Genomic DNA, 13,149 nt, shown 5'->3' with positions numbered 1-13,149 from the left:
CCCCACCAACCCCTCACCCCGCGGGCCCCCCCGGTCCGCCCCCCCACCTTCACCCCCCCCCCCGCCCCGCCCCCCCCCCCCCCCCCGGCCCCCCCCGCTTCTCCCTTTTCCCACTCCACCGCCTCCCGCTTTTCCCTCGCGGGAATGCGGGAGGGAAAAGCGGGAGAGAAACTGCCGGTCACTGCTGCCGCCCCCGCTTCCCCTTCCGGAATCCCGGGAAATCTACTCTCGAAGGCATGAAGATACTCCTGAGCGGAACCGCTTCGGATTCCCACACCTGGAATCTCGTGCATCTCCAGCTCTTCCTCGGCGAGCTGGGCCACGAGGTCGTCGGACTCGGCCCCTGCGTGGAGGCCGAGGAACTGGCCGACGCCTGCCGGCGACACGCTCCCGACGCGGTGGTGCTCAGCAGCGTCAACGGGCACGGCTACCGCGACGGTCTCGCCGCCGTCCGCCGGCTGCGCGCCGAGCCCGCCCTCGCCGCCGTGCCGGTGGTGATCGGCGGCAAGCTGGGCGTCGCCGGCCGCCCGCAGGAGGCGGAGACGGCACGCCTGCTGCGGGCCGGCTGCGACGCCGTCCTCGGCGACGACCTGGACGCCCTGCGCGGATTCCTCGCCGCCCGCGTCCACGGCGGGGTGCCGGCATGACCGCCCGCCACGTGCCCTTCGGCGCCTTCGTCGCCGCCTCCGCGGACGCCGGCCGGCTCGTCGTCCAGCCCCGCATGGGGTTCGGGGACCCCCGCCTGATGCGGGACGGCCTCGAGAGGACCCGGGCCGCCACCGCCACCACCGCGGGCACCCTCACCGTCGACAGCTACACCCGCGTCGGCGACCTGGCGGCCGCTCGCGCGGCGGTCGCCGACGGAGCCCGCCTCAACGGCTACCCGATCGCCACCCACCCGGCCGCCGTCACCCGCGCCCTCCTCGAAGGAGTGGCCGACGACGGCTTCCCCGTCCAGGTCCGGCACGGCTCCGCCCGGCCCGAGGCCATCGTCCGCGCGCTCACCGCGGCCGGTCTGGACGCCACCGAGGGCGGTCCCGTCTCCTACTGCCTGCCCTACGGACGCACCCCCCTGCGCCGGTCCGTCGCCGCCTGGGCCCGCGCCTGCGAGCTGCTGGCCGGCGCCGCCCGCCCGGGCGCCGTCCCGCACGTGGAGAGCTTCGGCGGCTGCCTGCTCGGCCAGCTGTGCCCACCCGGCCTCCTCGTCGCCCTGAGCGTCCTGGAGTGCCTGTTCTTCGTCCAGCACGGGATCCGCAGCGTCTCCCTCAGCTACGCCCAGCAGACCCACCCTGGCCAGGACGAGGAGGCGGTCCGCGCGCTGCGCCGGCTCGCCGCCGAGTTCCTGCCCGCGGGCGTGGACCACCACGTCGTGCTCTACACCTACATGGGCGTCTATCCGCGCACCCCGCACGGCGCGACCCGTCTCCTGGAGGCGTCCGCCCGCCTCGCGGTGCGCTCCGGGGCCGGCCGGCTGATCGTCAAGACCACCGCCGAGGCCCACCGCATCCCCACGGTGGAGGAGAACGTCCGCGCCCTGGAGACCGCCGCCGCGGCCGCCGCGCTCGCCGGGCCCTCCTCCGCCCACGACGGACCCGCCGGCCCCGACGCCGAGCACGGTGAGGTCCTCGCGGAGGCCCGGACCCTGATCGAGACCGTCCTGGAACTCGATCCCGACCTCTCCCGTGCCCTGCCCGCCGCCTTCGAACGCGGCCTGCTGGACGTTCCGTTCTGCCTGCACCCCGACAACCCCGGCCGCTCCCGCGGCCTGGTCGACCCCACCGGCCGGCTCCGCTGGGCCGCCACCGGTGGCATGCCGATAGGCGCCGACGCCACGACCGCCGCGCCCCTCACCGCCGACGGTCTCCTCGCCGCCCTCCACCACGTCGCCCGCCGCTACGACTCCCCGCCCCCGCACCCCGAGGGCGGCCACGGCCGCCCCCCTGCCGACCGCCCCCCTGCCGACCGCCTCACCGTCCGGCCGCCGGCCCCGACCACCGTCACGTAGCCCTCGGCCCGTTCCTCCCCTCGTTGTCGCCCTGCCCCTGACCCTGTCCCGCCCCGCCCTCGCTTTCGCTCTCGTCCCGTCTCGTGAAGGAGTCCTGTCATGGACCGCACCGTCCGCGCCGACGCACCGGGCACACCGCCGCCGCTCGGCGAACACCTCCGCTCACCCCGGCTGCGCGCCGCCATGCTGGTCCAGCAGGAAGCCCTGCAGGCGGCCCGGGACTTCCTGCGCGGCGAGGACTTCACCGAACTCCTGCCCCCGCTCGTAGGACCGGTCACCGACCCCGGAGGCCGCGGCGCCAAGGCCCTGGACGTCGACTACTACGGCCACCCCTACAAGCTGATGACCAGCGCCATCCTTTACAAGCAGGCGTCGCTGCGCGGCTTCCCCAAGCTCTTCTACATCGCCCCCAACGTCCGCGTGGAGCCCGAGGAGACCGCCACCACCGGCCGCCACCTCGTCGAGTTCCACCAGATCGACGTGGAGATCGCCGACGCGACCCGCGAGGAGGCCCAGGAGATCGCCGCCGGTCTGCTCACCCACGTCGCCGAGCGCGTATGGACCGCCGTCCCCGGCCTGCTGAACGAACTCGGGCGCAGGGAGGAGGACTTCGCGGACATCCGCGGCGGCAAGTACGACGTCTGCACCCACGAGGAGGCCGTGCGCCGCCTCCTCGCCGCAGGTCACCCGCAGAACCCCGACGGCGAGATCGACTGGACCGGTGAACGCCTGCTGTCGCTGGAGAGCGACCGCGCCTTCTTCGTCAACGACTACCCCAAGGGGTCCCGCGGCTTCTACGACCGCGAGGACCCGGACAACCCGGGCGTCCTGCGCAACTTCGACCTGATCGCCCCCCACGGCTACGGCGAACTCGTCTCCGGCAGCGAGCGCGAGTCCGACTACGCCACCATCGTCACCCGCATGCGGGAGAGCGGCGAGAACCCCGCCAAGTACGCCTGGTACCTCAGGGAGGCCCGCGACGGCATCCCGGCCAGTGCCGGCTTCGGGATGGGGCTGCAGCGCCTGGTCCGCTTCCTCACCGGCCTCGACGCCCTCTGGCAGGTCAGCGCCTACCCCAAGCTCCCCGGGGCGGTGACCCCGTGAACGCCCTCGCCGCACCCGGCTTCCCCGAGGAACAGGTCCGTGCCCGCGCACGCCACGGCACCGCCGCGGTCTTCCCCGACCCCGCCACGTACGGCGCCCGGCTCTTCGGCCCCTCGCCGGCCGTCGCCCCGCCGCAGGACGATCTCGACCGGGCACGCATCGTCCCGCCCGTGTTCATGCCCCAGCGGCTCGAGAAGCTGATCGACCTCGCCCGCGAACCCGAGTTCGGCGACGTCGACCTCACCACCCGCGCCGGCGGCCTCACCGCCCGGCTCCCCCTGTACCTGTCCGCCTTCGGTTCCACCCGGGCCGGAAGCGGCGACCTCGCCCTCCACGCGAGCCGGCAGGCCGCGCGGCTCGGCATCCCCATGGTCATCGGGGAGAACATGATCCCCGTGCACGGCTACCGCCGCGCCGACGACACCACCCGCTCCGCGCTCCTCGCCCGCGTCGAGGCCTACCTGGAGGCCTCCCCCGAGGACACCGGCGGCGTGATCGTCCAGCAGTCCACCGAGGACGCCGACTCCGAGGTCTGGAACCTCCTCTACAGCGACCCCGCCACCCGGCACCTCCTGGAGACCGGCCGCCTCGCCTTCGAACTGAAGACCGGTCAGGGCGCCAAACCCGGCCTCGGCGGCATGACCGTCGTCGGACGCGAGGAGGCCGCACGGCTCGCCCGCCGCTTCACCGTCCGGGAGGTCTTCGGCCCCGACGCCGACCACCGGCTGCGCTGCGCCACCCCTGGCACCTTCACCGACGAGATCCTCCGCCAGCAGCTCCGCTTCATGCGCAACAACTTCCCCAGGGCCCGCACCTGGGTGAAGTTCCACCCTGGCCGCGACATCGCGCACGCCGCACGCACCGCCTGGGCAGCCGGCGCCGACGCCGTCACCATCGACGGCGCCGAGGGCGGCACCGGATGGGCCCCCGGCGTCTTCCTCGACCAGGTGGGACTGCCCCTCGCCGAATGCCTGCGCCGCGTCGGCCGCCCCGACGGGTGCCTCCTGGCCGGCGGCGGCATGTGGGAGGGCGGCCGCGTCCTGCGCGCCCTCGCCCTCGGCGTCACCGCCGTCGGACTCGGCCGCGCCGCCCTGATCGCGGTCGACGAGGACCCCGAGCACGGCCTCGAGCGCCTCGTCGACAGCATCGCCCTCGAACTGCGGCTGCTGGTCAGCGCCCTCGGCAAATACACCGTCACCGGTCTGGACGCCGACGACCTGTGGTGGCCCGGCGACCCCGCGGCGACCGCGGCCCCGGCACAGCCGGCCGGCGCCCGGACCGGCGTCACGACCGGCGGGCCGGGGGGCACGCCGTGATCCGCCGTCGCCGCCGCGGAACCGTCCACGTCCGCTTCTCCGTCCACGAGACCCCCGGTGTCACCGTCACCTCGTCCCCGCGCACGGCCACCGGCGAGGACGCCCTCGCCGTCGCGGCCCGTGGCACCGCCCAACGGGCCCTCGTCCAGGCCGGCCGTGGCCACATCGGGGGCCGCCTCGAACTGCGCGCCCCGGCGCCGGCCGCACCCGGCCCACGCCGGCGACGAGCCGTTCGCCGGGCCGCCGACCGCGCCGTCTCCCTCGCCGTCCGCACCGCCCTGCGCGGCGGCACCGCCGACGTCCGCGTCCGCGTCCGCCCACCCGCCTGACCCGGCCATCCCGGCTCGCTCCCGTGCCGCCACGGCTCCGTCCCGCCGCCGCTCACGCCTCGTCCCCTTCGCCCGCGGCGCCGAGTCCGGCGCCGCGGGCCGGGACGGCTCCCCCGGGCCCGCCTGCCCGCTCGTCCCTCCGCCTCGCCCTCGCACCCTCTCCAGTCCTCCGACCCGACAGCCCACAGGAAGCCGGACCCATGACGACCACCTCCGACACCCCGCCCCGAGTCGACTGGCCCCGCATCAGCAGCCTGGTGGCAGGCCAGGCCGCCGTGCAGGGCGGAAGCTACGCCCTGCTCATCGCCATGAGCTGGACCGCCGTCCAGCTCGGCGGATCCGGAGCCGTCACCCTGGTGACCCTGGCCGCCACCCTGCCCCGCGTCCTCACCCTCCTCTTCGGAGGCGCCCTCACCGACGTCCTGGGTCCCCGCGCCCTCCTGCTGCCGGCCACCGGCGCCCGCGTCGCCGTCCTCGCCGTCGGCGCCCTGGTCACCATGACCACCGACACCCTGTGGCCCCTGGTCGCCATCGCCCTCGTCGAAGGCACGCTCCTGGGTCTGACCGGCTCCGCCTCCGGCGTCCTGCTGCCCCGCCTCGCCCCCGAGGAGCAGCTCGGCCGCGCCAACTCGCTCTTCTCCATGGTGCTGCGCCTCGCCCCGATCGCCGGGACCCCCCTCGGCGCCTGGCTGGTCACCGTGGGCGAGCTGCCCGCGGCGATGACGGTCGCCGCCGTGTGCTGTGCGATCTGGCTGCTGTGCGCCGCCCACGTCACGCACGGCATGGCCAAGCCGGAACCCGTCCCCGGCGGCCCCTCCCTGCTGCGCCGTTCCGGCGACGGCTTCCGCCTCCTGGCCTCCCACCCGCGGCTGCGCTGGATGTTCGTCGCCTGCTTCTGCATCGACGTCGCCTTCCTGTGGCCCGCGGAGGTCGGTCTCCCCATGCGGGCCCACTCGGAGGGATGGGGCGTCGGAGCCGTGGCCCTGGTCCTGTCCGCCTTCAGCGCCGGCGCCCTGGCCTCCGCGGCCGTCGGCGCGGCCCTGGCCCATCGCATCCCCGCGCTCGCGAAGCTCGTGGTGACCGGCTTCGGTCTCGCCGGCGGCATGGCCGCCATGGCTCTCGTCCCGTCGCCCGCCGTCCTGGCCGGTACCGCCTGCGCGGTCGGCCTCTGCTCCGGCCTCAACGGCCCCGCCCTGGTGACCGCCTACCAGCAGGCCGTTCCGCGGGGTCGGATGGGCGTCGCGATGTCCACCTTCACCCTCTCCGGCATCGGCGCCGCGCCCTTGTCCCTGGCCCTGTTCTCCTCCGTCTCCACCCAGCTCGGACCGACCCGGACGTGGCTGGTGTGCGCCGGCCTCGTCGCCTTCTCCCCGATCGCCGTCGCCCGCGCCTTCCGCAGCCCCGTGACGCCCGCCGAGGCCCCCGCCGCGGCGCCCGTCGAAGCACCCGCCGCGGTGCCCGTCGAGGCCCCCGCCGAAGCGCCCTTGACGGCGCCCCCCTCCGACCGCACCCGGACAGCACCGGAGCCCACCGCCACTTCCGTGTGAGGCAGACATGTCCCTCCTTGACCACCGTGTGACGCCCGCCCCGCCCGGGGTCGCCGCGTTGCTCCCCGAGCCCCTGCCGCCCCTCCCCGCCCCCCTGCCCAGGCCCGTCCGCCCGCCCGTCGGCCGCCCCCAGCTGTGGCTGGTGACCACCGCCGTCCACGAGGCGGCTGCCGCACGCCACGCGCCGCTCGTCCTCGAGCCGGCCGAGCTCGCCAGGGCCGCGGAGCTGCGCCGGCCCGCCGACCGCGCCACCTACCTGTGCGCGCACGTCGGGCTGCGCCGCCTGCTCGGCTCCCACCTCGGCGTCGCGCCGAGCAAGGTGCCGCTGGCCCGCGCCCCCTGCCCCTGCTGCGGGGCACCCCACGGACGTCCCGTGCTCCCGGACGGACGGCTGCACTTCTCGCTGTCCCACTGCGAAGGGCTGAGCCTCATCGCCCTCGCCCCCACCCCGGTCGGCGTGGACATCGAGCCGGTACCGCACCCCGACACCGTGTCGGAGGCCGCGGACGTCCTGCACCCGGCCGAGTCGGCGGAGCTGGCCTCTCTGGCGCCGGAACTCCGCCCCGACGCGTTCACCCGCGTGTGGACCAGGAAGGAGGCATACCTCAAAGGTCTCGGCGTCGGCCTGGGCGACGATCCCGCCGGCACCCGCGTCGGCGCGGGCCGGCAGCCCGCCGCCCCTGTCGGCTGGCTGCTGGCCGACGTCGCGGTCCCCGCCGGGCACTGCGCCGCCGTCGCCGTCCGGCTGTGACCCACCGGCAGCCCGGCGGCTCCCGTCCCGCCGCCGGACTGCCCCGTCGACTGCCGCCCGCCCCGGGGCGCCTCCGCCAGCCTGGTGACACCGCCGGCCGCCCTCCGGGGGCCGACGGCTCCGCCCACCGGCAACCCACCACACCACACCACACCCAGCACTCAAGGAGCGCAGATGAGCAAGAGGACCACCCGCGCCGCGGTCGTCGGCACCGCGGCCCTGTTCGCCGCCGCCCTCGCCTCGGGACAGACCGCGTCCGCAGCCGAGGCGCAGCCCGGACGGATCACCTCGGTCCAGCAGCTGCAGGAGAGCATCCTGCGAGCCGCCGCCCACGAGCAGGAGACGGCCGCCGGGGCCGCGCTGGGCACCGACCCCATCGGCAAGGCCGCCGACGTGACCAGCTCCGTCTGACCGGGAGGTGATCGCCGTGGCAGAGCGGAAGTCATCACGGACCTGGTGCCCCAGCGGGGACCCCCACGCCCCGGAGGCCGTCGCCCTGGGCGTCAGGTCGGGGCAGGACGGCGGCGTCGTCTACCTGGCCGACCCGGTGCCGGCGTCCCAGGTCCTCGGCATGGTGCCCGAGGGCGTCGAGCCGCGCCGCGTCCTGCGGTTCGCCTCGCACTGCGCCTCGAACTGCGTGAACCGCCGTGGGGACGACTGCACCCTGGTCGAACGGGTCCTGGCCGCCCCGGCAGCGACCGCGACCGCTGTGCCACGGTGTCACCTGCGGGCGCAGTGCCAGTGGTGGAGCCAGACGGGTGTGGAGGCGTGCCGCCGCTGCCCGGCGGTCTCCACCCTCCACCTCGCCGGCGACCGCCTCGGTGAACTCGTCGCCGACCCGTCGACCACCCGGGAACAACTGGACGAGTGGATCGCGGCGAACCGGGCCGGGGCCACCGCAGCCGGGGCCACCGCAGCGGGGGCCGGGGGCTGACCCTCCTCCGGGGGCACCGTCGTGCTGACGGTGCCCCCCGGGGGCGGTGGGACGCCCTCGCCCCCGGGCGACGAGGCGGTGGAAGTGCTCCGCGCCGGCCTCGATCCCGGCCTCCAGGTTGCGCAGCACGGCGGCCCGGTCGGTGTCGCCGAAGAGCCCGGCCACCACCTCGGCCGCCGCCCGCCCTTCCGGGGGCATCCCGCGCCTCCTGGCCTCGGTGACGGCCTCCACGACGCGCCTCGCGCCCACCAGATGGACGCGCCGAGAGGCCGGCGCTGCCCCTCCACGGGCGTTTTCAGCTCCACCCACAAGCGCAGCCGGCCGCGGAACCCGGGGTCGCGTGTACGCATGCGGTCGCAAAGACGCGGGTCCTCCAGGTGGCCGAACACTTCCTTGTTGGACGCGTCGATGATCTGCTTGCGTTCGGGGCCGGGGAGCCGCGCCAAGGGGAGGAGCAACACCTGAAAACCTGCCAAATCACCCGGGCGGCGAGATACCGTCGTCGAACGGGACCGGTTCCCGGCCGGTACCGGGCGCCGCGGCACGAGGGGGGGCCGCGGCGCCCGCCGTCCCCAAGTCCTGCTGGCGGGCAGGCGTCCCTGGAGTCGCTGCTCCCCGGTTTCCTCGCGGAACTGCGGGCATCGGGTGCGCTGCCAGGCGACCCCTGCACCAACGCGCGAGTCCCTCTGACACACACGGATAGTCCCATCGGGGCCCCGGCTCCGGGAGCCGTTCTCGAGGCGTCTCCAGCGAAGAGGCTGCAGGCGACGGGGACACCGGTGTCGTCCGGTTCGGTGCGGCGCTCCCAGCGGACGGCCAGGCACTTGACCTGATGGCGCAGGGCGAAGGGCTGTTCCACGACATGGCGGAGCTTGCCGACCCTTGCGGGAGATGATCGGCAGGATCCGGCGCTTGCGCGGATCGCGGCGGTTGGGGACGGAGTCGTCACCCTTGTCGCCGAGCAGGGCCTCGGGGCGGCGGGGGGTGACCCGGCCGGTCCGGTACCGGCTGCGGGCCGGGAGCCTTCTCGGGCCGACGCGGAAGGAGTGGCTCGCCCACAGGCCATCGTCCACGATCCACGGCCGGGCAGTCCACACCATCCCGAACGGCCGAATCGTCACACCGGTCACAGCCTGTCAGGACCGTTCAACAAGATCGTGTTACGAGCTCTTCAGGGACTGGTACTCAATCGCCGGGGTGCGGTGGAGTAAATCCCCATGTCATCCACGGTGATCCAAGTCTCTACCGTGGGTGTGATCGTAGTGGCGAGAGCGGATCAGGCCGCTTTGACGGCGCTGGGCTTCAGCGCAGACGAACTGGCCGACATGGGGCTGGACCGGGTTCCCAACGGGGATCCCGGGATCTTGGTCGACGCATACATCCGCCGATCGAAGAAGCGCGAGGACCTGGCCACCCTGCGGGCCCACCTGAAGGACATCGGTAGATGGTGCTGTGCGGAAGGACTGTCAATCCGGCACGTCTGGTTCGAACAACGGAGCGCCAGCAAGATTCACGTCCGGCGCGACGAATTTGAGAAAGCGAAGGAAGCGGTACTGGCCGGCCATTCCAAGACCTTGGCTGTCTGGAAGACCGACCGTCTCGACAGACGCGGCATGGGGGCTGTCGGGCAACTGCTCGATGAGCTGGACCGCCGACGGTCCCGTCTCGTCTCCATCGCGGAAGGACTGGACAGCTCCAAGGGCGGCCGCATCGTCTTCGCGATTCTTTCCGAACGCGCCCGGGACGAAGCGAAGGACATCGCCCTCCGCGTGAAGGTCGGTCTGGACGCACACCGTGTCCTCGGGCGCGCCCCGGGGGGCCGCCCACCCTTCGGGCTACAGATCCTGGACGACGGCAAGATCGGCCCCGATCCCGAGGAATTTCCGCTTGCTCGACGGATCGCGGAGCCGGGCGACATCGCCTGGCGCACCCGGAGCACACTCTGGGGCTCCACTGCCTGGGCGAGGAACAGCACGGCCTACACCCCTCTGCGCCTCCCCGGTCAGTACTACGATCCGGAGACCGGTTTTCACTACAGCGTCTTCCGCCACTACGACCCGGACACCGGGCGGTACGCGTCACCGGACCCTCTGGGAATCGATCCGGCGCCCAACCCTGTCACGTACGTCGACAATCCGTACAGTGCGAGCGACCCGCTCGGCCTCTCCCCGTACCCTCGCCGGCTCACCTACGACGAGGCGTCGACCAAGGCGAACCAGGCCCTCTCGGACAAACTCGACGAGATGCACGAAACGATGTCCCGTACCAAGATCAGGGAATACGCAATGGGGTCCGCGGGCGTCGACATCCGCACCGGAGAGGTCGCGGTGGGTCTCAAGAAGACCGGAGCCGGTGACTTCTGCGCGGAAGATCTGGTGCGGGAGGAACTCGTCCGGAAGGGGGCGCGACCGGAAGATATCATCTACAGCGTACCCCTGAGACCTCTGAAACGGGTGCCTGAGCCGGTATGTGTGCGGTGTGAAGGCCGTACCTCGCGGGAGCAGTTCGCTCCTGGAACGACATGGGAGAGTGATCCGTAATGAAGTTCTCGCGGACGTGGGATTGGGCCTCCCTGGAATCGCTGAGCGTTCCGGCGGCCGAGCTCCGGCGGTATCTCGAGGTCCTGCTCGGGCCGGACCGGGACGAGAGGTCCAAGGCCGGCCGCGTCCTGTATTGCGAGGTCGCCAACCAGGGGCACCTGTACAGCGCCGCCGCTCCCTGCGTCGACGCTCTGACGAGTGCGGTCAGGTCCGGGGCGCCTGTGACACCGGAGGCGGTGAGCCTCCTCGAATCCGTCCTGAACGCCAGGAACGCGCTTGCGCGAGCGGCGTCGGAGGACGGCAGCGTGGACGTCGCGGAGTACTGCAGGCACGAGATCCTCTCCGTGCTCCCCCACCTGCTGGAGCAGGCCGACGGCACGGACGCCGACCTCTTCCGCGAGGTCTGCTACTTGATCCCCCAACTCGCGGATGCCTCGGAGGCGGTGGTCGTCTTCCTCCGGGATGCCGTCGCGAAACTCGACCCGGAACTGCGCCGGGTGGCCGCCGACGCGCTGGAGGAGGCCGAAGAGGTGAGGGAGGAGGGCCACATGCTGCCCTGACGCCCGGGTCTGGAGGGCCGGACCGGCCGTGCGGCGCGGTGCGGCTCCAGCGCCTGGGTGCCGGCTTCCTCCGTCGACGACGGTATGCGCGTGAGACCCGATGGAGAGGCTGCGCCGGCTACGGCTCCTCGCGCGCCCCGAGACGGTCATGCGTTGGCATCGTGACCTGGTCGCCCTGCAGCACGCGGTACCGTGCCGGCCCAGGCGCCCGGGCTGCCCGCGGACCGTGTACGTGCCGGATATTGCATCCGCGCTGCTCACAGCCCGATCGGAGGTCAGCGGTCCCCAGCCTGCCAACCCGTCTCGTAGCGCAGGGAAGCACTGGTTGGAGCAGCTTCGGTCGGCTGAGAAGATGTCGCGTTGTGGTGTTACGACTGCTCTACCTCGCCGTGTCGACCCTCTTCAGCCTCATGTGCCTGTTGCCCACGAGGGATCGGGCGAAGAATCTGGAGATCCTTGCAATCCGCCACCAACTCGCCGCACTGCGGCGTCAGGCGGGCAAGCCCCGGCTGACCTGGCCTGAACGGGCGATACTCGCCGCGCTGCTGCACCGCCTGCCCCGGGCACGGCTTCACCGGCTCCACCTGGTCGCTCACCCAACACCCTGTTGCGCTGGCACCGCGAACTCCTGCGTCGCCGACACGCCAGGGCTTCCCGCCCCAAGCGGCCGGGACGGCCCCGCACCGTGCGCTCCATTCGCGTCCTGGTCCTACGCCTCGTGAGGGAAAACCCCGACTGGGGATACAGGCGCGTACACGGCGAACTCGCCGCCCTCGGTATCAAGGTCGCTGCCTCCACCGTATGGAGCATCCTCAAGGAACACGGCATCCCACCCGCACCAGGCCGCACACCACCTGGGCCGCCTTCCTCCGCTCCCAGGCCGAAGCCATCCTGGCCGCCGACTTCTTCGAGACCAAGGCCCTCTCCGGCACGACCCTGACCGTGCCGGCAGCAATCGAACACGCCACCCGACGCGTCCGCATCCTCGGGGTCACCGCTCACCCCTCCGCGGCCTGGGTCACTCAGGTCGCCCGGAATCTCGTCATGGACCTCAAGGACGCCGGAGTGGAGATCAAATACCTGATCCGGGACCGCGACGCGCGTTACCCGGCAGGGTTCGACGCCGTGCTCGCCGGCGAGGGCATTGAGGTCGATCAAACCGGGGTGAGGATGCCCCGCATGAACGCGCTCATGGAGCGATGGATCCGATCCTGCAGAAGCGAACTCCTCGACCGCACGCTCATCTGGAACCAAGCCCACCTCGTACACGCCTTGGGCGAGTACGAGGAGTTCTACAACCAGCACCGACCCCACCGGTCCCTCACAGCCGCCGCTCCCCTACGCCCACTCCCGGAACCACTCGAACCCGACGCACTCGTCCACCTCGACATCCGCAGACGCGACCGTCTCGACGGCATTCTCCATGAATACCGAAATGCCGCGTGACCTGGATGGACGTGGTTCTCGGCACCTACAACGTCAGCACGATCAGAGAAACCCTGCAGTCAGGCCAAATCTGAAAATGCCACGAGAAATCAATGAGGACAGCCCGGCCCCACCGTACGACAAATCGACCCCAACCCCACAGCAGTGGAGCGCAGCAGCAATCGAGAGGAATGAGCCTGCCGGCAAATTCCTCTCACGAGTCAGAAATCGTGGGCGCTGCGGGTGGGTGGTCCGCTGCGCCGACAATCAAGTTGCAGCGCGCGTCGCGCACGTCCTGGGCGGGGAACGCACCGCTTCCGAGACTGCAGTCACGGTGTACGACGACGTGGGTGTGATCATGGACGGCGCTGACCTCACCGACGTCAACGACCTGCTCCCCCGCCCTCACGGAGACGACGGGGCACAGTGTCGGTGCACTGCCTACTGGCGCGAGCGGAGAGAAGCGGCACAATTGGGTCGCGGGCCTGTGCCCACATGCGAAGTCGGCTTCCGCCTCGCGGAGGCCCCCGCTTTGGGGCGCTTCGTAGTCCTCTCCTCGTCGTGGGATTTCGCTGCTTCCATCCCACATCTGCGTGCCGAACTCGCGAACTCGCCGACCCGCACATGCCATTGTCAGC

At 72.6% G+C, this 13,149-nt stretch carries 10 protein-coding genes and 3 pseudogenes; all 13 read left to right on the top strand.

Annotated elements, in window-relative coordinates; all coding sequences use genetic code 11:
• The first annotated feature begins 236 nt into the window (after window positions 1–236).
• The 13 genes and pseudogenes from ACFRAV_RS16515 to ACFRAV_RS16455 all read left to right on the top strand — a co-directional run bounded on the left by ACFRAV_RS16515 (window position 237) and on the right by ACFRAV_RS16455 (window position 12,532).
• Window positions 237–647 carry a cobalamin B12-binding domain-containing protein gene (locus ACFRAV_RS16515; protein ID WP_382555990.1) on the top strand — a complete coding sequence of 137 codons (411 nt, stop codon included), beginning with the start codon at window positions 237–239 and terminating at the stop codon, window positions 645–647.
• A complete protein-coding gene (locus ACFRAV_RS16510; protein ID WP_382555987.1) occupies window positions 644–2,005 on the top strand; it encodes a methylaspartate mutase in 1,362 nt (453 codons plus the stop codon). The genes ACFRAV_RS16515 and ACFRAV_RS16510 overlap by 4 nt, the downstream gene beginning before the upstream one ends.
• Before the next feature lie 99 nt (window positions 2,006–2,104).
• Window positions 2,105–3,109: an asparagine synthetase A gene (locus ACFRAV_RS16505; protein ID WP_382555985.1), complete on the top strand. Its 1,005-nt coding sequence runs from the start codon at window positions 2,105–2,107 to the stop codon at window positions 3,107–3,109.
• Window positions 3,106–4,425, top strand: a complete 1,320-nt coding sequence (locus ACFRAV_RS16500) for a glutamate synthase-related protein (RefSeq protein WP_382555983.1) — start codon at window positions 3,106–3,108, stop codon at window positions 4,423–4,425. Before ACFRAV_RS16505 ends, ACFRAV_RS16500 begins: the two co-directional genes overlap by 4 nt.
• Window positions 4,422–4,754, top strand: a complete 333-nt coding sequence (locus tag ACFRAV_RS16495; RefSeq protein WP_382555981.1) for a hypothetical protein — start codon at window positions 4,422–4,424, stop codon at window positions 4,752–4,754. The genes ACFRAV_RS16500 and ACFRAV_RS16495 overlap by 4 nt, the downstream gene beginning before the upstream one ends.
• 200 nt (window positions 4,755–4,954) lie before the next feature.
• Window positions 4,955–6,301, top strand: coding sequence for an MFS transporter (locus ACFRAV_RS16490; RefSeq protein WP_382555979.1), 1,347 nt, complete (start codon window positions 4,955–4,957; stop codon window positions 6,299–6,301).
• Between the two features lie 7 nt (window positions 6,302–6,308).
• Complete coding sequence (locus ACFRAV_RS16485; protein WP_382555977.1) at window positions 6,309–7,052, top strand: 4'-phosphopantetheinyl transferase family protein; 744 nt, start codon at window positions 6,309–6,311, stop codon at window positions 7,050–7,052.
• A gap of 174 nt (window positions 7,053–7,226) precedes the next feature.
• Complete coding sequence (locus ACFRAV_RS16480; RefSeq protein ID WP_382555973.1) at window positions 7,227–7,463, top strand: hypothetical protein; 237 nt, start codon at window positions 7,227–7,229, stop codon at window positions 7,461–7,463.
• A 16-nt stretch (window positions 7,464–7,479) separates the two neighbouring features.
• Window positions 7,480–7,986, top strand: a complete 507-nt coding sequence (locus tag ACFRAV_RS16475) for a hypothetical protein (protein WP_382555970.1) — start codon at window positions 7,480–7,482, stop codon at window positions 7,984–7,986.
• A 1,217-nt stretch (window positions 7,987–9,203) separates the two neighbouring features.
• Window positions 9,204–9,779 (top strand): annotated as a pseudogene (locus ACFRAV_RS16470) (recombinase family protein); the annotation flags it as partial.
• Between the two features lie 105 nt (window positions 9,780–9,884).
• Window positions 9,885–10,160 (top strand): annotated as a pseudogene (locus ACFRAV_RS16465) (RHS repeat-associated core domain-containing protein); the annotation flags it as partial.
• Between the two features lie 365 nt (window positions 10,161–10,525).
• A complete protein-coding gene (locus ACFRAV_RS16460) occupies window positions 10,526–11,086 on the top strand; it encodes a hypothetical protein (protein WP_382555967.1) in 561 nt (186 codons plus the stop codon).
• A gap of 362 nt (window positions 11,087–11,448) precedes the next feature.
• Window positions 11,449–12,532, top strand: a pseudogene (locus ACFRAV_RS16455) (integrase core domain-containing protein).
• Window positions 12,533–13,149 lie beyond the last annotated feature (617 nt).

Source organism: Streptomyces sp. NPDC056600 (assembly GCF_042792855.1).
GTDB lineage: Bacteria > Actinomycetota > Actinomycetes > Streptomycetales > Streptomycetaceae > Streptomyces.
Note: the sequence above shows the minus strand (reverse complement) of the source record. Positions and strands in the feature narration are given on the sequence as shown.